The organism is Lentzea kristufekii (assembly GCF_033949925.1).
Lineage (GTDB): Bacteria > Actinomycetota > Actinomycetes > Mycobacteriales > Pseudonocardiaceae > Lentzea > Lentzea kristufekii.
The window spans coordinates 222,463-244,048 of record NZ_JAXAVV010000005.1 but is presented as its reverse complement, the minus strand read 5'-3'; the positions used below and the strand labels follow the sequence as shown (position 1 = coordinate 244,048).

Sequence of the window (21,586 nt, the reverse complement as noted above, 5' to 3'; positions counted from 1 at the left end):
TCGCCAGAACAAGACCGCCAAGATCGACGGCGTCAGGCTACCGGGTGATCAAACGCGCCCGAGACGGGCCAGCAACACCGCGGACGGCACCGGGTGCGCACCACGGCGGCGCACCGAGTCCGCGACCGCTCGGTCCGACGTCACCACCACCACGGGCCGGCCCTCGGGCTCCGCCGTGACCAGCGCACGAATCACGTCATCGGCCAGAACACCGGGGTCGCTGAAGAGCACGCGCACGCCACGAGGAGCCGCCGCGGGCACGGCCACCACCCCAGCGCCGTCGAACACCAGCGTCACCTCGGCGCCCGTGCGCGCGGCCAGCACCGCCAGCTGATGGACGAGCCGATCGCGCTGGTCCGACAGCGACAGCTCCGGATAGCCGGTCTTCGTGACGTTGTAGCCGTCCACCACCAGGTGCACCGCGGGCAGCGCCAGCAACCGGTCCAGTGCCGCGGGGTCCTCCACGCGTCCCACGGTCCCCTGCGACGCGCTGGCACCCCGCACGAGGTCGGCGGGGCGCGGACCGGTACCGCCGCCCAAAGCCAGCTCACGGCGCAGTCCCGTCACGGCGCCGTCGAGGGTGTCCACGAGCAGTGCGAGCCGCACCTCGTCGGCCTGCCGGGCCTCCCGTGCGGACTGCCGGGCCACATCGGCGTCGGCGATCGCCCGCTGCGCCTTGCCGCGTTCGGTCTCGGCGCGTTCCCGCTCGCGGTCGCGCTCGGCGGTCAGGCGCTTGACCTCGTCCGCGGTGCGCTCCTGGATCTTGTGCACCTCGGCGGCGGCGGCCTCGGCGGCGTCCTTGGCCTCGCGTAGCTTCACGCCCTGCTCGCGCAACCGCTTGCGCAGGCGTTCCAGCTCGATCTCGGCATCCGCGCGGACGCGTTCGGTGGCGCCGTCGAGCTGGGTGCGCTCGGACCGCAGCCGTTCCAGCTCGCTCTCCAGCCGTTCGGCGCGTGCGACGGCGGCGTCCCGTTCGGCTCGCAGCGTCGCGTCGCCCACCCGTCGCGACACCAGCTCCACGTAGTGCAGCGCTACCTCGTCACCGGTCAGCACCGCCGCCGCGGCCGCCGTCACCGGGTCCGGCGAGGTCACCTCGAGCGTCGACGGCCTGTTCTTGCGCAGCCACTCGACCACGGCGGTGCGGAAGTTCGCCGAGTCCCGCAGGCCGGCCACGACCTGCGAGCCGCCGAGCCGGGCGCGTTTGGTCGGGGCGAACTTCGCCACCGGCCGCAGGTGCTGCGGCACGTCGACCTTCGCCATCTCGCCCAGCGCATCCGCCCCGAGCTCCGCGAGCCTGACCCGCAACGGCTCCGGCAGGGCCGACCAGTCCACAGAAGACTCGACAGCGGAGTCGTCCGTGGACTCACCTGCCTCATCGGCAGGCTGGTCGAACTCGGGCACGGGCATCGGGTCGGGCACCCCACCAGGCTAGAGCCCCGGCACTCGATCAACGCACGGACGTGTCCGCCCCGGGTAACAACGATCTGGAAAAGATCACCCGCACACCACTCCAATGGAGCAACCGCAGGTCAGAGCTCCACTGGAGATCAGCTCGAAAAATTGTCAGACCCCGTCGCTAACGTCAGCCACGTGACCGGACAACTGTCCTTCGACGAGCTCGGGACGCCCCTGCGCGACACGACGTTCGTCGTCTTCGACCTGGAGACCACGGGCGGCAGCGCCGAGGAGGACGCCGTCACCGAGATCGGCGCGGTGAAGGTGCGCGGCGGCCAGGTCCTCGGCGAGTTCGCCACGCTCGTCGACCCGGAGCGCGGCATCCCGCCGATGGTGGCTCAGCTGACCGGGATCACGCAGTTGATGGTCACGGGTGCGCCGACCATGAAGACGGTGCTGCCCGCGTTCCTGGAGTTCGCGGCCGGAGCGGTCCTGGTGGCGCACAACTCGGGCTTCGACATCGGCTTCATGAAGGCCGCCTGCGAACGGCACGGCTACCGCTGGCCGAAGCCGTCGGTCGTGTGCACGGTCAAGCTCGCCCGCAGAGTGCTCAGCCGCGACGAGGCGCCGTCGTGCCGGCTGTCGGCGCTCTCGGACCTGTTCCACACGGAGACCAAGCCGACGCACCGGGCGCTGGCCGACGCCCGCACCACCGTCGAGGTGCTGCACGCGCTGCTGGAGCGCGTCGGCAACGTGGGCGTGCACTCGCTCGAAGAACTGCTGGCGTACCTGCCCGAGGTGACGCCGGAACAGCGCCGCAAACGCTCCCTGGCCGCCCACCTGCCGTCCACACCGGGCGTGTACCTCTTCCGCGGCCCGAAGGAGGAGGTCCTCTACGTCGGCACGGCGTCGGACCTGCGGCGCCGAGTCCGCCAGTACTTCACGGCGAGCGAGGGCAGGCGCAGGCTGCGCGAGATGGTCGCCCTCGCCGTGCGGGTCGACGCCGTGGAGTGCGCCCACCCGCTCGAAGCCGAGGTGCGTGAACTCCGGCTCCTGCGCGCCCACCGCCCCGCCTACAACCGGCGCTCGAAGAACCCCCACCACGCCTGGTGGCTGACCCTGACCGACGAGCCGTTCCCCCGGATCTCGCTGGTCAAGGTCCCCCGGGACGGCGCGCTGGGCCCGTTCCGCACCCGCAAGGCAGCCGAGTCGGTAGCGGACGCACTGCTGGACGCCGTGCCGCTGCGCTCGTGCACCATCAAGATCCCCGCCATGAACCAACGCGCCTCCCCGTGCGCCCTGGCCGAACTCGACCGCTGCAAAGCCCCCTGCGCGGGCCGGCAGACAGTCGAGGAGTACTCCCCCGCCGTGGTCGCCGTGCGCGACCTGGTCGTGGGCCGCAGCGCGGACCCGTTACGCACGCTCATCACCCAGCTCGGCGGCCTGGCCTCGGCGGAACGCTTCGAGGAGGCCGCTCGCCGCCGCGACCGCCTGGCAGGCCTGGTCCGGTCGCTGGACCGCGCCCAGCGCCTGGCGGCCCTCGCGGCACTTCCCCAGCTCGTGGCCGCCCGGCCCGACCGCGAAGGCGGCTGGGAGTTCTCGGTCGTGCGCTACGGCCGCCTCGCCTCCGCCGGAGTCGCCCGCCGAGGCACCCGCCCGATGCCGGTGGTCGACGCGCTCGTCGCCTCAGCGGAAACGGTCGTTCCGACCCCCGGCCCGCTGCGAGGCGCACCGCCGGAAGAGGCCGCGGTCGTCCTGCGCTGGCTCGACCAGCCGGGCACCCGCCTGGTCTACGCGGACGAGCCGTGGTCCTCCCCCGCCGGCGCCGCCGCGGCATGGGTGCCGTGGGCCGAACAAGCCGCGGGCGCCCGTCCCCTTCACGACCGCTGGAACTGACCCGGAGCACCTCGTTGCACAGCCCTTATGCAAAAAACGTTTGCGGACGTCCGCAAACGTTTTTTGCATAAGGAGGGTAAGAGCAGGTCAGACGGGGTGGCGGCAACCGATATATCAGTTGGAATGTCAACAAAGAGACATGCGGAGGGTGTGGGCGGCTCGGGCTTCGTGAGCGGCGACGTCCTCACGCAGGTGATCAGGCGGTAGGGCAGACTACGGGTGCTTGAGACACCGGAGCCCAGACCCGAGGAGGACGCCGTGGTCACCGCCATCGTGCTGATCCAGGCCGCCGCCGAACGCATTCCCGAGGCCGCGCAGGAGATCGCCGACATCGACGGAGTCACCGAGGTGTACTCCTGTGCCGGTGACGTGGACCTGATCGCGCTGGTGCGGGTCAGCAAGCACGAGGACCTCGCCGCGCTGGTGCCCGGCAAGATCAGCAAGGTCGCGGGTGTGCTGAACACCGACACGCACATCGCGTTCCGCAGCTACTCGAAGCGCGACGACGAGGCCGCGTTCTCCATCGGCCTGGACGACGCCTGACAGTCCGGCCCGATCTTCCGGCCCAGCAGCCGCAGACAGCACGAAGGCCCCCGTGAAGATCACGGGGGCCTTCGTCGCGTTCAGCGGTGGATCAGGCCTTCGGGTCGGACGGCTTGCCCGCGAGCTCGCCGACCTCGTCCTGGGCGCTGGTCCCCTCGGAGACGTGCTTCGCCTTGCGCGCGTTCTCCAGGGCCACGGTCTCCTCGACCGGGTCCGGCGACCACGTGCTGCCGGCGACCGGGTGACCGGCCGAGCCGAGCTTGTTCATCTTCTTCGGCACCGACGCGCCCTGGTAGGCGAGCGGGATCGGGTGGCCGTGGTCGTCCACCGGGCCGAGCGGCTGGTGGACCTCGATGAACTCGCCGTGCGGCAGGCGCTTGATGATGCCGGTCTCGACACCGTGCTCGAGCACCTCGCGGTCGCCGCGCTGCAGGCCGATGCAGATCCGGTACGCGATGAAGTACGCGAGCGGAGGCAGCACCAGCATGCCGATCCGGCCCATCCACGTCGTCAGGTTCAACGAGATGTCGAACTGGTAGGCGAAGATGTCGTTGCCGCCCATGAGCAGCAGGACCATGAAGTACGTGATCGCCATCCAGCCGAGCGCGGTGCGGACGGGGACGTCGCGCGGGCGCTGCAGCAGGTTGTGGTGCGCGTAGTCCTTGGTCATCTTGCGCTCGATCCACGGGTACATCGCCGCGATGCCGGTCAGCAGCGGCAGACCGAGGATGAACGGCAGGAACGGCGCCGGGATCGTGTAGTTGCCCAGGTAGAACTCCCACGCGGGCCAGATGCGGACCAGGCCGTCGGTCCAGCCCATGTACCAGTCCGGCTGCGAGCCGGCGGAGATCTGCGCGGGGTTGTACGGGCCGAAGTTCCAGATCGGGTTGATCTGGAAGACGCCACCCATGATCGCGATGACACCGACGACGATGGCGAAGAAGCCACCGCCCTTGGCCGCGAACACCGGCATGATGCGGACGCCGACGACGTTGGTCTCCTTGCGGCCCACGCCCGGGAACTGCGTGTGCTTCTGGTACCAGACCAGCGCGAGGTGCGCCGCGATCAGACCCAGGATGATCGCCGGGATGATCAGGATGTGCGCGGTGTAGAGCATCGGGATGATGTCCGTGCCGGGGAACTCCCCGCCGAACATCAGCCAGTTCAGCCACGTGCCGATGACCGGGAACGAGATCAGCAGCGCCGCCATGACGCGGAGGCCGGTGCCCGAGAGCAGGTCGTCCGGCAGCGAGTAGCCGAGGAAGCCCTCGATCGCGCCGAGCATGAACAGCACGATGCCGATGACCCAGTTGATCTCACGCGGCTTGCGGAACGCGCCGGTGAAGAAGATCCGGAACATGTGCACGACGATCGCGGCCATGAACAGCAGCGCCGCCCAGTGGTGCACCTGGCGGACGAACAGGCCACCGCGCGTCTCGAACGAGATGTCGAGCGTGGACGCGAACGCCCGCGACATCTCGATGCCGCGCAGGTTCTCGAACGCGCCGTTGTAGGTGACCTCGGTCATCGACGGGTCGAAGAACAACGCCAGGTACGTACCCGACAGCAGCAGCACGATGAAGCTGTACAGCGCGATCTCACCGAGCAGGAAGGACCAGTGCGTCGGGAAGACCTTGTTGATCTGCTTGCGCAGGCCGGAGGCCGGGTGGAACCGCTCGTCGGCAGCGTTGGCCGCCGCCCCTGCGACGCGCGCGGCGGCGTTGGCCGGCTTCGTCGGCGTGGTGATGGCACTCATGACTTCCGCTCCCAGAACGCCGGACCCACAGCCTCGATGAAGTCGCTGCGGGCTACCAAGTATCCGTCTTCGTCCACAGTGATCGGAAGCTGCGGCAGAGGACGGGTGGCCGGACCGAACCGCGGCTTGGCGTATTCGAAGACGTCGAACTGCGACTGGTGGCACGGGCAGAGCAGCAGACCGGTCTGCTGCTCGAACAACGATGTCGGGCAACCCAGGTGCGTGCAGATCTTCGAGTACGCGTACAGGTCACCGTAATTGAAGTCTTCCTGACCTGCACGCTTGGTGACGGCCTGGTTCGGGCGCAGGCGGATGAGCATGACCGGCGCGTCGGCCCGCTTGAGGGCCGCGACCAGGGCGTGCTCGTCGTCGCGCTCGGACTCCCGGAACGGGAACACCGTCTCGAAGCCGCCCGGCTCGACGTCCTCGGGACGCACCAGGGAGACGTCGTGGAAGTTGCCGGTGTGGCGGCGGAGGTAGACCTTCTCGCCCTTTTCGGCCTTCCAGCCGGTGTGCCACAGCGAGTTCTTGGTCTCGCTGTCCGAGTGCGGGTTCTTGATGAGCGCACCCAGCGGAACTGCGGCGACACCGAGACCCAGCACACCTGCGCCGAGGCCGGCGGTGCGCTTGATCAGGCTGCGGCGGGCGATGCCGCTGCGCTCACCCGCGTCGGCGAGCTCGGCGACCAGCGTGGCGCGGTCGACCTGAGCCGACGGGCCGTCGTGGCGCTGCTGCACCGCGAGCTCGTCCGGGATGAACTTCTTGGTGTAGAGCAGCGCGCCCACGCCCAGACCCGTCACCGACAGGCCCAGGAACAGGCCGATCAGCGGGTTGTACAGCATGTGCAGCAGGTGGCCCTCGGGGTTCGAGGGGGACTCGTACTGCCACGGCCAGAACAGGAACACGCCGAGGAAGGCGAGACCCGCCACCGCCGAGATCATGAACCACAGCGCGACCGTGCGCTGGGCACGGCGCTCGGCACGGGTGCCGGGGACCGGGAACTTCTCCTCGTAGTGGACGAGCTCGACGCCGTCCATCTTCGTGCCGAGCTTGACGAGGTCGTCCCGGCTCATCTCCGCGAGCTCCGCCTCGCTGGGCAGCTCGATCGGCTTGTCGCCGCTCATGCCTTGGCTCCGATCCAGAGGGTCACGCCGATGAGCGCGGCGATGCCCACGATGAACGCGATCAAGCCCTCGGAAACGGGTCCGAACCCGCCCAGGGGGTTACCTCCGGAGTTGTTGTTCCCGTCGGTGACCGACTTGACGTACGCGATGATGTCTTTCTTCTCTTCCGGCGTGAGCTGGCGCTCGCCGAACTTCGGCATGTTCTGCGGCCCGCTCAGCATCGCCGTGTAGATCTGCTCTTCGGACACGCCGTCGAGCGCGGGCGCGAACTTGCCGGACGACAGCGCGCCACCACGGCCCGTGAAGTTGTGGCAGCTGGAGCAGTTCAGGCGGAACAGCTCGCCACCGCGGGCGGGGTTGTCGCCGCGCAGGCCCTCACCGGACTCGGCAGGCTTCTTCGGGCCCTCGCCGCCGCTCGCGTCGATGTAGGCCATCAGCGCGTTGATCTCTTCAGGGGAGAGCTTCGCGGGCTTGCGGATGGCCTGCGCCTCCTGCCGCGCCATGGGCATGCGGCCGGAGGAAGTCTGGAAGTAGACCGCGGCGTCGCCGACGCCGATCAGGCTCGGCCCGCGGTCCTGCACGCCTTCGAGAGACCTGCCGTGGCAGCTGGAGCAGGTGTTCAGGTAGAGCTGCTCACCCTGGCGGACCAGGGCGTCCTGCTGCTGTGCCTGGGCGGTCTGCGCCTGGGGCGCGAAGGCGGCGAACAGCATGCCGGCGCTCAGCAGGCCGAAGCCCAGTGCGAGCAGTCCGGCGACCCGGCGACGCAGCTTCGTGCGGGCGCCGCGGGGGCGTTTCGTCGTGGTGGTCATGGTGTGCGGCAACCCTTGCTGTCAGTTCGGGAGCTCGTGGCTGGGGAGCAGGTCAGGGCACGATGTAGATGATGGCGAACAGCCCGATCCACACGACGTCGACGAAGTGCCAGTAGTACGACACGACGATCGCGGAGGTGGCCTGTGCCGGCGTGAACTTGCTGAGCTTCGTCCGGATCAACAGGTAGACGAACGCGATCAGACCGCCGATGACGTGCAAGCCGTGGAAGCCGGTCGTCAGGTAGAAGACCGTGCCGTAAGCCGAGGACGGGATCGTGGTGCCGTGCTCGACCAGCTCGATGTACTCGCCTGCCTGCCCGCCGACGAAGATCGCGCCCATGATCAGGGTCACGATGTACCAGCGACGCAGACCGAAGACGTCTCCCCGCTCCGCCGCGAACACGCCCCACTGACAGGTGAAGGACGACGCGACCAGGATGATCGTGAAGACCGACGCGTAGGGGATGTTCAGGTGCGTGGGGGGCGGGGGCCAAGGTCCCTCGTTCTGGGCCTTCACCGTGAAGAACATGGCGAAGAGGCCAGCGAAGAACATGAGCTCGCTGGACAGCCAGACGATCGTGCCGACGCTGACCATGTTCGGGCGGTTCAGCGAGTGCACGCGCTGGCCGATTGAAGGCGCTGCCGTGGTCACGAGCAGCATTATTGCCTGCGCTATTTCCGTCCGCCCATCGGGTCCTGGGCAGATCATGGGTCGGCTGGGTCACACGCAGGGTGATCGCGAGGAGATCAACGAATGAGCTTGCTGGGCCGATTGCGGGACAAGCTGCGCCGACAGCACGAGCCGGCGCTGTCGGTGGACGACCCCGCGCTCGTCGTGGTGGTCGAGGCGTTCGACATCGCGGAGGCCGATTCGGCCGCTCTGGCGCGTTCCCCGCGGTGGCGCGCCGACGAGCCCGCGGTGCTGCGGCACCACCTGCGCATCCCCGCTGAACAGGTAGAACGTGCGCGCGAACTGCTCACGCCGGACGGCTGGGTGCTCGTGACCGGTGACATATCGCATATCAGTCGCGTGCAGAAGCTGGACGCGTTGCACTGCGCCCAGGAGCGGTCGCGGATGGCCTCGCTGGCGCAACGGCTCGGCGGTGAGGCCCTGGGGTGGGACGCCCTGCAGAAGGCGGACGGACCGGCCCGATAGCATCACGGCGACCTTGGTCACTTTCTTCAGGACCGCAGTCGCAGTCGCAGCGGAGGATCCAGAGATGAGCACGCAGACCACGAAGATCCTGGTGTTCAGCCACCGGCCCGAGGTGCGTGAGACGATCATCACTGCGGTCGGCCGCCGTCCCGCGCCCGACCTCGCGCGCCTCGACTACGTCGAGGCCGCGACGATCGCGGACGTCCTCTACGAGGCGGACGCCGGCACCGTCGACCTGCTGATCCTCGACGGCGAGGCGCAGCCGACCGGTGGCATGGGCCTGTCCCGCCAGCTCAAGGACGAGATCACGAACTGCCCGCCGATCGTCGTCGCGGTGCGCCGCAAGGACGACAGGTGGCTCGCGACCTGGTCGCAGGCGGACGCGGTGCTGGTGCACCCGCTGGACCCGCTGGCCGCCGCCGAGACCGTGGCCGAGGTGCTGCGGGGCTCGGCTGTTCCCGTCGTCAAGGGCTGAGGGTCATGAGCCAGCGCACCTGGCCCTCGCTGCTCAACCGGCTGCTCGACGGCGTCGACCTGACCGCTGACGACACCGCCTGGGGCATGGACCAGGTCATGTCGGGCGAGGCGACCTCGGCGCAGATCGCGGCGTTCATCGTCGCGTTGCGCGCCAAGGGCGAGACGCCGGAGGAGGTCGACGGTCTCGCGACGATGATGCTCAACCACGCGAACCGGTTCACGGTGGACGTGCGGGCGACCGACATCGTGGGCACCGGTGGCGACCATTCCGGTTCGGTGAACATCTCGACGATGGCCGCGATCATCACGGCCGCCGCGGGCGTGCCCGTGGTCAAGCACGGCAACCGGGCGGCGTCGTCGCAGTGCGGCACGGCGGACGTGCTGGAGGCGCTGGGCGTCGCGATCGACCTGCCCGCGGACGGCGTGCGGGAGACCGTGCGCGAGCTCGGCATCGGCTTCTGCTTCGCGCCGGTGTTCCACCCCGGCTTCCGGCACGCGGGCCCGGTGCGCCGCGAGATCGGCATCCCCACGTCGTTCAACCTGCTCGGCCCGCTGACGAACCCCGCCCAGCCCACCGTCGGCCTGATCGGCTGCGCACGGGCGTCCGCGGCACCGTTGATCGCCGGTGTGTTCGCGCGCCGCAACAACACCGCGCTGGTCGTGCGGGGCGACGACGGTCTGGACGAGATCACCACCACCACGACGACGTCCGCGTGGCTAGCGCAGGACGGTGTGGTGCGCACGGAGACCATCGACCCGTCCGTGCTCGGTGTGAAGCCCGCGCGCGAGGAGGACCTGAAGGGCGGCGACTCGTCGGTCAACGCCCAGGTGGTCCGCGACCTCGTGGCCGGCAAGACCGGCTCGGTGCGGGACGCGGTGCTCGTGAACGCCGCGGGCGCCATCGCGGCGCACGGAGGGTTCTCCGACGACCTGCACGCGGACCTGTCGGCATCGCTGAGCCGCGCGGCCGACGCGATCGACTCGGGCAGGGCGGCGACGCTGCTGAACCGCTGGGTGGAGCTCTCGCAGGCTCTCAAGGGCTAGCGGTGTGGTTGGGGAGGCTGCTGAGCGTGAATGCGCTCGCCAACCTCCCCAACCACGCCACTGACGAGGCGCGTTCCGGTCACGCGTCGTCGTCGGCGCGTGACCCTGCTCGCACGGCTGCCGCATCGGCGTAGTCCGAGCGAGTGATGGGCCCGAGATGCGCACCACGTGGTAACGCCGTGGCAATCGCCACCTGGAATGCTGGAGACATGGCCTTCCTCTACCCGGTGATGAAGCACGTCGTCGCGCGCACTGCCCGTCTCGTCTACCGCCCAGTGGTGGACGGACTGGAGAACATCCCCACCGACGGCCCCGTCATCCTGGCGGCCAACCACCTCAGCTTCATCGACAGCGTGGTCATCCCGATGGTCGTGCCGCGCCGCGTGTCGTTCCTCGCGAAGGCGGAGTACTTCACGGGCACCGGCCTGAAGGGCTCGCTGTCGCGCCGGTTCTTCTCCTCGCTCGGCCACGTGCCGGTGCACCGCGGCAGCGGCCGTGACGCCCGCGCCGCGCTCGACACGGCCGCCGAGATCCTGGCGCGCGGGGACGCCTTCGCCATCTACCCCGAGGGCACCCGCTCGCTCGACGGCAGGCTGCACCGCGGCCGCACGGGCGTGGCCCGCATGGCGCTCGAGTCCGGCGCCCCGGTCGTCCCGGTCGGCATCATCGGCACCGACAAGGTCCAGCCCGTCGGCAGCAGGTTCCCGAAGATCGTCCCGGTGACGGTCCGCTTCGGTGAGCCGCTCGACTTCAGCCGCTACGACGGCATGCAGGACTCGCTGCCGGTGCTGCGCAGCGTCACCGACGAGATCATCTACCGCATTCTCGACCTGAGCGGCCAGGAGTACGTCGACGCGTACCAGAAGACCCCGGTCGCCGCGGCGGCGTAACACCGCGCAAGACCTGCGAAGGCCCCTTTCCGCCGCGATGGCGGGAAGGGGCCTTTCTCGTGGCACATCCGGTGCAGGGGTTCGCCGGAGACGACGAAGGCCCCCTCCGCGTCGGAGAGGGCCTCGGTCGAGCGATACCCGATGCCGGGTGTCAGTCGTGGTTGGGACCGGTGTGGTACTCGAACACCAGGCCACCGACCGCGACCAGCACCAGGACGACCGCGATCACGAGCAGCCACACGTGCCAGAACGCCACTGCGACACCCGTGGTCGCCGCCGCGGCGGCGAGACCGACCGGCCAGTACGAGCCCGGGCTGAAGAAGCCCAGCTCACCGGCGCCGTCGGACACCTCGGCGTCGGGGTTGTCCTCCGGCCGCACCTCGATGCGGCGGGCGACGAACCGGAAGTAGGTGCCGGTGATGAGGGCCAGGCCACCGGTCAGCGCGAGCGCCACCGTGCCGGTGGGCTCGACGTGGCCGGTCGCCAGGTGCGTCCAGTAGCCGTAGACGACGGCCATCAGGAACGAGAAGGCCATCACCAGGTCGAAAACGCGAGCTTCGATCTTCATCGCGGGGCGTGTCCCTACTTCTGGCCCGCGCCGGAGGCCTCGCGGGCCGTCCGGTCGGTGTTGAACGGGGTCGTCGTCGTGGCCAGCGGTGAGCACCACTCGTCACAGTTCACCTGGGAGAGGGCCTCGGCCGTGGTGTACGGCTTGCCCGTCTTCTCGTTGACCTGCTTGCGCAGCTCGATGTACTTCTCGAAGTCGGCTTCCTTGAGGGCGCGGACCTCGAAGTTCATCACCGCGTGGTACGAGCCGCAGAGCTCGGCACAACGGCCGACGAACGCACCCGGACGGTCGATCTGGTCGATCTGGAAGACGTTGTCCTGGTTGTTCTTCTTCGGCTCCGGGAAGACGTCCCTCTTGAAGTGGAACTCCGGCACGAAGAACGAGTGGATGACGTCCGTCGAGCGCAGCGTGAACTGGATGCGCTTGCCGGCCGGCAGCACCATGATCGGGACCTCGCCCGAGGTGCCGACCGTGCTGACGACGTTGCCCTCTTCGGTCTTGTGGTCCGGGTACTGGAACTCCCAGTTCCACTGGAACGCGATCACGTCGATGTTCACGTCGGGCTTGCCCGACTTGTCCGTGACGTAGTTCTGCGTCACGGCGGTGAAGTAGAACAACACCGCCACGATCACCGTCGGCACGACGATGAGCACGATCTCCAGCGGGAGGTTGTACGCCGTCTGACGCGGCAGTTCCTCGGACTTCTTGCGGTGGAACACCACCGACCACAGGATCAGACCCCACACGATGACGCCGACGACGAGCGCGGCGATCACGGACCAGGTCCAGAGCTCGCGCATCTTCTCGGCCTGCGGCGTGACGGCCTGCGGCCATCCGAAGCGCAGCACCTCGTCCGTGGAGCAACCGGTGGCCCCGATGCCGACCAGGCTCACAAGCCCAGCGGTCTTCACCAGCCGGGATGCCCTGGTGCCCTCCTTCAGGCCCACTGCTCGCCCGCCTCCTCGTTCCATGCCAACGGATCAAGCGGGAGCGTAGCCCAGCGCAACCGCGCTCACCCCTCGGGGGCACCGCCGCTGCGGTGCAGTTTCGGTCACACAGAGCCCCTTCGGCATACTGGGGACTTCCCCGTGGTCTTCCCCTTCATGTCTTTTGAGAGGTGCGAGAGCCTTGTGCGGCCTGGCAGGACTTGTTTGCCCCAGCGAGAACGAGGCTGAGAACGCGCGCCCGGCCGTGGAGGCGGCGCTGCGCTGCATGCGGCACCGCGGGCCGGACGAGAGCGGCACCCGGCGGGTCGACGAGGTCGTGTTCGGCTTCAACCGGCTCGCGATCATCGACATCGAGCACTCCCACCAGCCGTTGACCTGGGGTCCGGCGGAGTCGCCGAGCCGCTACACGATCAACTTCAACGGCGAGATCTACAACTACCTGGAGCTGCGGGCCGAGCTCACCGAGAAGCACGGCGCGGTCTTCCACACCGACGGCGACACCGAGACCATCGTCGCCGCGTACCACTACTACGGGCCCGCGGCGATCACGAAGCTGCGCGGCATGTTCGCGTTCATGATCTGGGACTCCGAGCGCGACATGGTGTTCGGCGGCCGCGACCCGTTCGGCATCAAGCCGCTGTACTGGGCGCAGGGCCAGAGCGGCGTCGCGTTCTCCAGCGAGAAGAAGACCCTCCTGGAGCTGGCCTCCGCGATCGGCATCGCGCCCAAGATGAACGTCAAGGGGCTGCAGCACTACCTGACGCTGCAGTACGTGCCGGAGCCTGCCTCGCTGCACGACCACATCTACCGCGTCGAGTCGGGGCACTCGTTCACGCTGGTCCCGGGCGAGTCGCCGAAGTTCGAGCGGTACTTCCCGGCCAACTTCAAGATCCGCACGGTCCGCAGCGAGGGCGAGGCCGAGGCGCTCTACGCCGAGATCGCCGCCGCGCTGCGCGACTCGGTCGCCAAGCACATGCGCGCGGACGTGACGGTCGGCTCGTTCCTGTCCGGCGGCATCGACTCGACGGTCGTCGCGGCGCTGGCCAAGGAGCACAACCCCGACCTGATCACGTTCACCACCGGCTTCGAGCGCCAGGGGTTCTCCGAGGTCGACGTGGCCGCGGAGTCGGCGGCGCTGATCGGCGTGAAGCACGTGGTCCGGACGGTGAGCGCGCAGGAGATGATGGACTCCCTGCCGCTGATCACCTGGTACCTCGACGACCCGGTGGCCGACCCGGCGCTGGTGCCGCTGTGGTTCATCGCACGTGAGGCGCGTCAGCACGTGAAGGTCGTGCTGTCCGGCGAGGGCGCGGACGAGCTGTTCGGCGGGTACACGATCTACCGCGAGCCGTTGTCGCTGGCGGGGTTCGAGAAGGTGCCGGGCGCGCTGCGCAAGGCCATGGGCAAGGTCTCGACGAAGATCCCGCACGGCGTGCGCGGCAAGGACCTGCTGCGTCGTGGCGCTTTGACGCTGGAGGAGCGCTACTACGGCAACGCGCGCATCTTCCTCGACGACCACCTGCGTCAGGTGTTGCGCACGTACGACCCGGCGGTGTCGCACATGGACGCGACGGCCCAGCCGTACCGCGAGTCGCGCAGCTGGGACCCGGTGACGCGCATGCAGCACGTCGACCTGTTCACGTGGCTGCGCGGCGACATCCTGGTCAAGGCCGACAAGATGACCATGGCGAACTCGCTGGAGCTGCGGGTCCCGTTCCTCGACCCCGAGGTCTTCAAGATCGCGTCGCAGATCCCGAGTGAGTTGAAGATCACGAAGGACACCACGAAGTTCGCGCTGCGCAAGGCGATCCGCGACATCGTGCCGGCGCACGTGCTCAACCGCCGCAAGCTCGGCTTCCCTGTGCCGATCCGGCACTGGCTCAAGGACGAGATGCACGACTGGGCCGTCGACATCGTGCGCGCGTCGCAGACCGACCAGTACATCGACAAGACCGCGGTGCTGCGGCTGATCGAGGAGCACCGTTCCGGCGTGCTCGACCACAGCCGCCGCATCTGGGCGCTGCTGGTGTTCATGATCTGGCACGGCATCTTCGTCGAGGGCCGCATCCAGCCGTCGGTGCCGGAACCGCACTACCCGGTCAAGCTCTAGGTCCGAAGCGTCAGGGCCCCTCCGCGGAGGGGCCCTGACGCTGTCAGCGACGACCTTGCGCGCTGCAGATCGCGTACGAGCTGACGACGGTCTCCGGGGACGCCATCAGCTCCAGGTAGCGGTCGAACTCCTCGTCGGTGAGCGGGAGCTTCTTGCGCACCAGGCGAGCGGTCGCGGCGAGCAGGCGGCACCCGGCGGAGCCGCCCTCCCACTCCTGCACGTCACGGGACCCGCTGACGTCGTGCAGCCCGGCGTCGCGCAGTGCCCGTTCGACGCGGGCGCCCCACGCCAGTTCGGCGCCGGCCTGGTCGAGCAACGTCAGCAGGGCGTTCTTGACCCGCATGATCAGCTTCGCGTCGTCCGGAGCTGCGGAGAGGACTTCGAGCGGGAGGCAGTCGAACTCTTCGAGGACGAGCCAGCCGCCGGGCCGCAACGCGTCGCGCAGCTTGCGCAGGACGAGGTCGCGGGCGGGGAGGTAGAAGAGCACCAGGCGGGCGTGGACGAGGTCGAACGCGTTGCCGGGCAGGATGTTGGACGCCACGTCGTGCTCCAGGACCGTGACGTTGTCACGTTCTTCGAGTCTGGTGACGTCGATGTCGGTGACCGTGACGTGCCCGGCCGGGGCGACGACGTCCGCCAGCCAGTTCGCCACCGATCCCCCGCCACCTCCCACTTCGAGGCAGCGCCAGCCGTCCGAGACACCCAGCTGCTCGACGCGGGCGAAGGTGCCCGCGTCGAGCAGTGAGCTCAGCGCGTCGAACTTCGGGTCGAGCGACTCACCGGAGTCACCGAACAGGTACGTCCCCATTGTCCGATCATGGCAGGACTGGAGCGATCTCTTCAGCGGCTTGGGCACCAAACGCGCCACGAATGCGAGCGAGCGCCGACTCGCGCTCGATCACCCATTCCTGCGTGCCCACGGTCTCGAGCACCTCGACCGCGATGAACGAGCCGAGCTGAGCAGCGCGTTCGATGCTCAGGCCGGCGATGATGCCGGCGAGGAAGCCCGCGCGGAAGCCGTCGCCGACGCCGGTCGGGTCGGTCTTCGCGACCTCGGGGACGGCGGGGACGTGCAGCGCGAAGCCGTCGCGGTCGACGATCTCGACGCCCTTGGCGCCGAGCGTGGTGACGCGCTTGCCGACGCGGGCGAGGACGTCGGCCTCGGTCCAGCCGGTCTTCTGCAGCAGCAGTTCCCACTCGTAGTCGTTGCTGAAGAGGTACTCGGCGCCCTCGACGAACGCGCGCGCCTGCTCGCCGTCCATGCGGGCGAGCTGCTGCGACGGGTCGACGGCGAACCTGTAGCCGCGCTGACGGCACTCGTCGGCGTGCCGGAGCATGGCCGCGGGGTCGTCCGGGCTGATGACGACGAGCTCGAGGTTCTCGACGCGGCTCGCGATGGGCGAGAGCTCGATGTTGCGGGACTCGGCCATCGCACCGGCGTAGAAGGAGGCGATCTGGCACATGTCGTCGTCCGTCGTGCAGACGAACCGCGCGGTGTGCGCGACCTCGGACACGTACACGCCCGACGTGTCGACGCCGTGCCGCTCGAGCCACGAGCGGTAGTCGTCGAAGTCCTTGCCGACGGCACCGACGAGCACCGGCCGCACCCCGAGCACACCGAGGCCGAACGCGATGTTCGCGCCGATGCCGCCACGGCGGACCACGAGGTCGTCGACCAGGAAGCTCAGCGACACGCGGTCGAGACGCTCCGCGACCAGCTGGTCCGCGAAACGACCCGGGAAGTGCATCAGATGGTCGGTCGCGATGCTGCCGCACACGGCTAGGGGCACGTCGGCTCCTCTTTTCTTGTTGCGCTACGTGACAACTCACCCGGACGAGTACCGCTGTGAAGACTACTGTTTGGTAGGGCTACCGCAGGTCAGACCGTCGTCATACGGTCAGGAAGTGACGATCCCAGAGGCGACCACGATGAGTGAACTGATCGAGGACTGCGCGCAGCTCCCCTTCGCTCTGACCCACCCCGAGCACCCCCTTCCCGCCCCGCGCACGGCCGCGCCGTGGCAGGTCGACGAGCGGTGCGCCCACCAGGTCGAAGGCCTCGCCGAATACGGCGTCTAGCTTCAGGGTCCGGCTCACCGGTCCGTCCGGGCAGTACCTGGCAGGGTTTTCGGTCCACACGCGGAGAGGCCGCGTTCCCGTCGATGCGGGAACGCGGCCTCTCCGCGTGTTCGCCTTAGTGGAACGAGTCGCCGCAGGCGCACGACCCGCCGGCGTTCGGGTTGTCGATCGTGAAGCCCTGCTTCTCGATCGTGTCCACGAAGTCGATGACAGCACCTTCGACGTACGGGGCGCTCATGCGGTCGACGGCGACCTTCATGCCGTTGAAGTCGACCATCGCGTCACCGTCGAGTGCGCGCTCGTCGAAGAACAGCTGGTAGCGAAGGCCGGCACAACCACCGGGCTGGACGGCGATGCGCAGGTGCATGTCGTCGCGGCCCTCCTGGTCGAGCAGCGCCTTGGCCTTGACGGCGGCCGCATCGGTCAGCGTCACGCCGTGGCTGGGCGCCTCGGAAGCGGTCGAAGCGGCATCCTGAGCGGTCGTCATGGCTCTCCTAAGAGGTCCTTTGCGGGCGGTTCACCCATCAACAACACGGGCGTTCCCCGCCTTGTTCCGCTTCCCATGGTCCCACAACGGCGCCCCTTGTCGCCCTAGGTGTCGACTGTCACGTAGACCACGCTCAAACCAACCGATATATCAGCTAGACCTTCTAACCAGGTTCTCGCTGTTCAGCGCGACCACTGCCGGGCCACGTACTGGGCCGTTGCAATGACACTTTTGCGGGCGTCCGCAATCGACTTGTGCACAGAGCCGACGTGGTCGGACACCGAGTAGGCGGCCTGGACGCCGGCGGCGCCCATCTCGCGGCGGCCGACGCTGACCTGGCCCGCGATGGCGATGCACGGGATGCCGCGTTCGGCCGCGCCTGCCGCGACGGCGGTGATGAGCTTGCCGCGCAGTGACTGCCAGTCGAAGCTGCCCTCGCCGGTGATGACGACGTCGGCCTCGTCGAGGGCGGCGTCGAGGCCGGTCAGGTCGCGGACCAGGCCCGCGCCCGACGTCATCGTCGCGCCCAGCGAGAGCAGCGCGGCGCCGAGGCCGCCCGCCGCTCCGGCACCCGACATGTCGGACACGGGTGTGAGGACGTCCATGGCGGCCAGCTTGGCTTCGAGGCGTTCGACGGCTTCCGGGGACGCGCCCTTCTGCGGGCCGAACGTGCGCGCGGCGCCGTGCGGGCCGAGGAGCGGGTTCTCCACGTCGGAGGCGGCGACGAGCGATGTGGCGGTCAGGTCCACGTCGGCGTCCGACAGGGCGGCGAGCATGCCGGCGCCGCCGTCGGTCGTGCCGGAGCCGCCCAGTCCGACCGTGATGACATCGTTGTCCGCCGTCGCTGCCGCGATGAGCTCGCCGACGCCGCGCGTGGTCGCCGTCTCGCAGGTCTGCGGGCGGAGTTCCGCCGGGATCAGGTGGAGGCCGCACGCTTCCGCGGACTCGATGTATGCAGCGCGTCGACCGCCTGCATGCAGGCTGAGCCAGCGCGCTTGGACCGGTTCTCCCAGCGGGCCGGTCACAGTGATGTGCCGGATGTCGCCGCCTGTGGCGGCGTGCAGCACGTCGACGAAGCCGGGGCCTCCGTCGGCCAGCGGGCGTTGGGCGACGACGTCGTCGGGCTTGGCGTCGCGCCAGCCGGTGGCGATGGCGTCGGCGGCCTCGCGGGCGGTCAGGGTGCCGCCGAAGCAGTCCGGGGCGATGAGTACGCGCACCTCGCGAAAGGTACAGAAGAACCACTGTCCTACCCTGTTGTCGTGAGGTTCCTGCGCCGCAACGCCGCCGATACCGATGCCCCGGCCACCGAGTCGACCGACCAGGTCGCCGACTCCACCCGTTCCACGGGCAAGGGCAGGCCCACGCCCAAGCGGCGTGAGGCGCAGGGCCGGCGTTCCGGGCCGGTGCCGCCTCCTCCCCGCACGCAGCGCGAGGCGTTCAAGCGGATGCGCGGCAACAAGGTGAGCAAGGAAGAGCGCCGTGCCGCGGCCACCGAGCGTCGTCAGCGCATGATGGCGGGCGAGGACAAGTACCTGCTGCCGCGCGACCGCGGTCCGGTGAAGGCGTACATCCGCGACCTCGTCGACTCGCGGCGCAACCTCATGGGCCTGTTCATGCCGCTCGCGATCCTGGTGTTCGTCGCGCTGCTGACGCCGTCGCTGGCCGTGCAGCGGTACGCGACGCTCGCGACGACGTTCATGCTGATCGCGATGGTCATCGAGGGCGTCGTGCTCGGCCGCCTCGTCACGCGGAAGGTGCGGGCGAAGTTCCCGACCGAGCCGATCAAGGGCCTGTCGATCGGCTGGTACTCGTTCATCCGCGCGAGCCAGATCCGCAAGCTGCGCGTGCCCAAGCCGCGCGTGAAGCCGGGCGACGCGATCAAGTAGCCGGTGCGCGAGAAGCAGCGCAAGCTCCAACTGCCGGAGAAGCTGCGGTGGAACCACAACGAGTGGTACCGCCGCTGGCTGCTCCGGCAGTTGCCGTCGCGGGCCGGATCGGCGCTGGACGTCGGCTGCGGCCTGGGTGACCTGGCGCGGCAGATCAGGGCCGGCGAGGTCACCGCGATCGACGCCAGTGCGCGCATGATCGAACGGGCGAGCGCCACCACGAGCGAGGTCCGATGGATTCACGGCGACGTGCTCACCCACGACCTCGGGCGGTACGACGTCGTCACCGCCGAGGCGAGCCTGCACCACCTGCCGTTGCGCGAAGGTCTCACCAGGCTCGCCGGGCTGACCGCTCCGGGCGGGACGCTGATCGTCGTCGGCCTGTACATGACGGCGAGCCGGGCCGACCGGGCCGTGGAGCTGGTGACGTTGCCCGCCAACGCCCTCGTCGGGCTCGCCAAGGCCCTCAACGGCACCGGGGGCACGCCGCACGACGCGGAGATGCCGGTGGTGATGAGCGCGCCGACGTTGACCGAGATCCGAGCGGCGGCAGCGGAGATCCTGCCCGGCGCACGCGTTCGGCGGCACCTGTTCTGGCGGTATTCCATGGTGTGGCACGCGCCCGAAGTTCATTAGCAGCACGAACGATTTCGGTTTAAGCTCCGATGTATGAAGTTCCGTCGACTCGGCCGCAGCGGCCTGTCCATCAGCGAGATCTCGTACGGCAACTGGCTCACGCACGGGTCCCAGGTCGAAGAGGACCAGGCCCACGCCTGTGTGAAGGCGGCGCTGGAGTCGGGGATCACGACCTTCGACACCGCCGACGTCTACGCCAACACGGCCGCGGAGTCGGTGCTCGGCCGGGCGCTGCGGGGTGAGCGGCGCGAGTCGCTCGAGATCCTCACCAAGGTCTACTGGCCGACCGGTCCCGGCGGCCCCAACGACCGCGGGCTCGGCCGCAAGCACGTCATGGAGTCGGCCAACGCGTCGCTGAAGCGGCTGCAGACCGACTACGTCGACCTCTACCAGGCGCACCGGTTCGACTACAGCGTCCCGCTGGAAGAGACGATGCTGGCGTTCGCCGACCTCGTCCGCCAGGGCAAGGTCCTCTACGTCGGCGTCTCCGAGTGGACCGCCGAGCAGATCACCCGCGGTGCCGCGCTGGCCCGTGAGCTGAACGTGCCGTTCGTGTCGCACCAGCCGCAGTACTCGATGCTGTGGCGCGTGATCGAGCCGCAGGTCATCCCCACGTGCGAGCGCGAGGGGCTGAGCCAGATCGTCTTCTCCCCCGTCGCGCAGGGCATCCTGACCGGCAAGTACCTGCCGGGCGCCGAGGTGCCGGAGGGCTCACGCCTGGCCGACGCGCGTGGTTCGCAGATGATCGCGCGCTGGATGCGCGACGACGTGCTCAACGCCGTTCAGCAGCTCAAGCCGATCGCCGAGGAGGCGGGCATCACGCTGGCGCAGCTCGCCGTGGCGTGGGTGCTGAAGAACCCGAACGTCGCGTCCGCGATCATCGGCGCGTCGCGTCCGGAGCAGGTCTTCGAGAACGTCAAGGCGATCGACATCGAGCTCGGCGACGACGTGCTCACGCAGATCGACAAGGTCCTCGAAGGCGTCATCACCGACGATCCGAGGCTCACCGCCCAGGGCTGATCGTCAGGCCGGGTGCAGGCTCATCGGGCCGTACACCTCGGTTTCCGACCGCAGCAGCGTGACCTGTTCGACCCCGGCGTCGAGCAGGTCACGCCACTCGGCGTTGAACCACTCCTCGGCGTCGGCCTGGTCCGCGAACATCACATCCGGGCCCGCGACGTCGCGTCCCTGTGCATCCTGGTAGCGCCAGCGGTATTCCACGGACGAAGGCTAACTCTCTTGTCACCTCGCACGCTCGTGCTCGGCGGAGCACGTTCGGGCAAGTCAGCGCATGCGGAAGGTCTGCTCACCGAAGCGACCGTGACCTACGTCGCCACCGCGCGCCGGTACCCGGACGACCCTGACTGGGACGCGCGCATCGCGCTGCACGTCGCGCGGCGTCCGTCCACCTGGCACACGGTCGAGGCGTCCTCGCCGGCCGACCTGCCCGCGTTGCTCACCGCGACGCAGTACGAGGACCCGCCGATCCTGGTGGACGACCTGTCCACGTGGCTGGTCGGCGTGCTCGACGACGCCCAGGCGTGGGAGGGCAACGGCACCGAGACGGTCGCGGGCAGCGTCGACCAGCTCGTGCGTTCGGTCGCCACGTGCCGGGCTCGGCTGGTGCTCGTGACGGCGGAGGTCGGCCTCGGCGTCATTCCGTCCACGCGCTCTGGCAGGCTCTTCCGCGATCACCTCGGTGCGCTCAACGCGCGCGTCGCCGAGGTGTGCGACGAGGTCACGCTCCTCGTCGCCGGCATCCCCCTGAAACTGCGATAGGAGC

24 protein-coding genes are annotated in these 21,586 nt (G+C 69.1%); 12 read left to right on the top strand and 12 right to left on the bottom strand.

Features of this window, described 5'->3' with window-relative positions; all coding sequences use genetic code 11:
* Positions 1–48: 48 nt before the first annotated feature.
* Positions 49–1,407: an NYN domain-containing protein gene (locus SK571_RS12780; protein WP_319984467.1), complete on the bottom strand. Its 1,359-nt coding sequence runs from the start codon at positions 1,405–1,407 to the stop codon at positions 49–51.
* A gap of 183 nt (positions 1,408–1,590) precedes the next feature.
* Here SK571_RS12780 and SK571_RS12775 point away from each other — a divergent pair, with 183 nt between their 5' ends.
* Positions 1,591–3,291: a DEDD exonuclease domain-containing protein gene (locus SK571_RS12775; protein ID WP_319984249.1), complete on the top strand. Its 1,701-nt coding sequence runs from the start codon at positions 1,591–1,593 to the stop codon at positions 3,289–3,291.
* Between the two features lie 258 nt (positions 3,292–3,549).
* Complete coding sequence (locus SK571_RS12770; protein WP_030474620.1) at positions 3,550–3,834, top strand: Lrp/AsnC family transcriptional regulator; 285 nt, start codon at positions 3,550–3,552, stop codon at positions 3,832–3,834.
* Positions 3,835–3,925: 91 nt separating this feature from the next.
* Here SK571_RS12770 and qcrB read toward each other — a convergent pair whose 3' ends face one another.
* Genes qcrB through ctaE form a run of 4 tightly spaced genes read right to left on the bottom strand, consistent with a single transcriptional unit; the run spans position 3,926 to position 8,184 of the window.
* Complete coding sequence (gene qcrB / locus SK571_RS12765) at positions 3,926–5,590, bottom strand: cytochrome bc1 complex cytochrome b subunit (protein ID WP_319984248.1); 1,665 nt, start codon at positions 5,588–5,590, stop codon at positions 3,926–3,928.
* Positions 5,587–6,714 carry a cytochrome bc1 complex Rieske iron-sulfur subunit gene (gene qcrA, locus SK571_RS12760; RefSeq protein ID WP_319984247.1) on the bottom strand — a complete coding sequence of 376 codons (1,128 nt, stop codon included), beginning with the start codon at positions 6,712–6,714 and terminating at the stop codon, positions 5,587–5,589. The genes qcrB and qcrA overlap by 4 nt, the downstream gene beginning before the upstream one ends.
* On the bottom strand, positions 6,711–7,523 hold the full coding sequence (gene qcrC, locus SK571_RS12755) for a cytochrome bc1 complex diheme cytochrome c subunit (RefSeq protein ID WP_319984246.1): 813 nt from the start codon (positions 7,521–7,523) through the stop codon (positions 6,711–6,713). Before qcrC ends, qcrA begins: the two co-directional genes overlap by 4 nt.
* Positions 7,524–7,575: 52 nt before the next feature.
* Entirely contained in the window at positions 7,576–8,184 is a 609-nt protein-coding gene (gene ctaE / locus SK571_RS12750; RefSeq protein ID WP_253320751.1) for an aa3-type cytochrome oxidase subunit III, read from the bottom strand.
* 93 nt (positions 8,185–8,277) lie between these two features.
* Here ctaE and SK571_RS12745 point away from each other — a divergent pair, with 93 nt between their 5' ends.
* The 4 genes from SK571_RS12745 to SK571_RS12730 all read left to right on the top strand — a co-directional run bounded on the left by SK571_RS12745 (position 8,278) and on the right by SK571_RS12730 (position 11,090).
* Positions 8,278–8,679, top strand: a complete 402-nt coding sequence (locus SK571_RS12745; RefSeq protein ID WP_319984245.1) for a hypothetical protein — start codon at positions 8,278–8,280, stop codon at positions 8,677–8,679.
* Between the two features lie 64 nt (positions 8,680–8,743).
* Complete coding sequence (locus SK571_RS12740; RefSeq protein WP_319984244.1) at positions 8,744–9,154, top strand: hypothetical protein; 411 nt, start codon at positions 8,744–8,746, stop codon at positions 9,152–9,154.
* Between the two features lie 5 nt (positions 9,155–9,159).
* Entirely contained in the window at positions 9,160–10,200 is a 1,041-nt protein-coding gene (gene trpD / locus SK571_RS12735; RefSeq protein ID WP_319984243.1) for an anthranilate phosphoribosyltransferase, read from the top strand.
* Between the two features lie 209 nt (positions 10,201–10,409).
* Positions 10,410–11,090 carry a lysophospholipid acyltransferase family protein gene (locus SK571_RS12730; RefSeq protein WP_319984242.1) on the top strand — a complete coding sequence of 227 codons (681 nt, stop codon included), beginning with the start codon at positions 10,410–10,412 and terminating at the stop codon, positions 11,088–11,090.
* Between the two features lie 151 nt (positions 11,091–11,241).
* Here SK571_RS12730 and SK571_RS12725 read toward each other — a convergent pair whose 3' ends face one another.
* Complete coding sequence (locus SK571_RS12725; RefSeq protein WP_319984241.1) at positions 11,242–11,658, bottom strand: cytochrome c oxidase subunit 4; 417 nt, start codon at positions 11,656–11,658, stop codon at positions 11,242–11,244.
* A 14-nt stretch (positions 11,659–11,672) separates the two neighbouring features.
* Positions 11,673–12,605, bottom strand: coding sequence for an aa3-type cytochrome oxidase subunit II (ctaC, locus tag SK571_RS12720; RefSeq protein ID WP_406601971.1), 933 nt, complete (start codon positions 12,603–12,605; stop codon positions 11,673–11,675).
* 181 nt (positions 12,606–12,786) lie between these two features.
* On the opposite strand from ctaC, the gene asnB reads away from it, so the two are divergent.
* A complete protein-coding gene (gene asnB / locus SK571_RS12715) occupies positions 12,787–14,715 on the top strand; it encodes an asparagine synthase (glutamine-hydrolyzing) (RefSeq protein ID WP_319984239.1) in 1,929 nt (642 codons plus the stop codon).
* Positions 14,716–14,758: 43 nt separating this feature from the next.
* Here asnB and SK571_RS12710 read toward each other — a convergent pair whose 3' ends face one another.
* Positions 14,759–15,523 (bottom strand): class I SAM-dependent methyltransferase, encoded by a 765-nt coding sequence (locus SK571_RS12710; protein ID WP_319984238.1) that lies wholly within the window; start codon positions 15,521–15,523, stop codon positions 14,759–14,761.
* 7 nt (positions 15,524–15,530) lie between these two features.
* A complete protein-coding gene (locus tag SK571_RS12705) occupies positions 15,531–16,463 on the bottom strand; it encodes a carbohydrate kinase family protein (RefSeq protein ID WP_319984466.1) in 933 nt (310 codons plus the stop codon).
* A gap of 157 nt (positions 16,464–16,620) precedes the next feature.
* Between SK571_RS12705 and SK571_RS12700 the strand changes: the two genes are divergently transcribed.
* Positions 16,621–16,794 (top strand): hypothetical protein, encoded by a 174-nt coding sequence (locus SK571_RS12700; protein WP_319984237.1) that lies wholly within the window; start codon positions 16,621–16,623, stop codon positions 16,792–16,794.
* A gap of 115 nt (positions 16,795–16,909) precedes the next feature.
* Here the strand turns inward: SK571_RS12700 and SK571_RS12695 are convergent, their stop codons facing one another.
* Together SK571_RS12695 and SK571_RS12690 are read right to left on the bottom strand one after the other, a co-directional pair.
* Positions 16,910–17,281 (bottom strand): HesB/IscA family protein, encoded by a 372-nt coding sequence (locus tag SK571_RS12695; RefSeq protein WP_089922497.1) that lies wholly within the window; start codon positions 17,279–17,281, stop codon positions 16,910–16,912.
* A gap of 182 nt (positions 17,282–17,463) precedes the next feature.
* On the bottom strand, positions 17,464–18,498 hold the full coding sequence (locus SK571_RS12690; protein WP_319984236.1) for a glycerate kinase family protein: 1,035 nt from the start codon (positions 18,496–18,498) through the stop codon (positions 17,464–17,466).
* 42 nt (positions 18,499–18,540) lie between these two features.
* Between SK571_RS12690 and SK571_RS12685 the strand changes: the two genes are divergently transcribed.
* Genes SK571_RS12685 through SK571_RS12675 form a run of 3 tightly spaced genes read left to right on the top strand, consistent with a single transcriptional unit; the run spans position 18,541 to position 20,823 of the window.
* Complete coding sequence (locus SK571_RS12685; protein ID WP_319984235.1) at positions 18,541–19,167, top strand: DUF3043 domain-containing protein; 627 nt, start codon at positions 18,541–18,543, stop codon at positions 19,165–19,167.
* A 3-nt stretch (positions 19,168–19,170) separates the two neighbouring features.
* Positions 19,171–19,803, top strand: a complete 633-nt coding sequence (locus tag SK571_RS12680; protein WP_319984234.1) for a class I SAM-dependent methyltransferase — start codon at positions 19,171–19,173, stop codon at positions 19,801–19,803.
* Between the two features lie 33 nt (positions 19,804–19,836).
* Positions 19,837–20,823, top strand: coding sequence for an aldo/keto reductase family protein (locus tag SK571_RS12675; protein ID WP_319984233.1), 987 nt, complete (start codon positions 19,837–19,839; stop codon positions 20,821–20,823).
* A 3-nt stretch (positions 20,824–20,826) separates the two neighbouring features.
* On the opposite strand, the gene SK571_RS12670 is transcribed toward SK571_RS12675, so the two are convergent.
* Positions 20,827–21,024 carry a hypothetical protein gene (locus tag SK571_RS12670; RefSeq protein WP_319984232.1) on the bottom strand — a complete coding sequence of 66 codons (198 nt, stop codon included), beginning with the start codon at positions 21,022–21,024 and terminating at the stop codon, positions 20,827–20,829.
* Between the two features lie 18 nt (positions 21,025–21,042).
* On the opposite strand from SK571_RS12670, the gene cobU reads away from it, so the two are divergent.
* The gene (cobU, locus tag SK571_RS12665) at positions 21,043–21,582 is read left to right on the top strand and encodes a bifunctional adenosylcobinamide kinase/adenosylcobinamide-phosphate guanylyltransferase (RefSeq protein WP_319984231.1); all 540 of its coding nucleotides are present in this window, start codon (positions 21,043–21,045) and stop codon (positions 21,580–21,582) included.
* Positions 21,583–21,586: the final 4 nt, after the last annotated feature.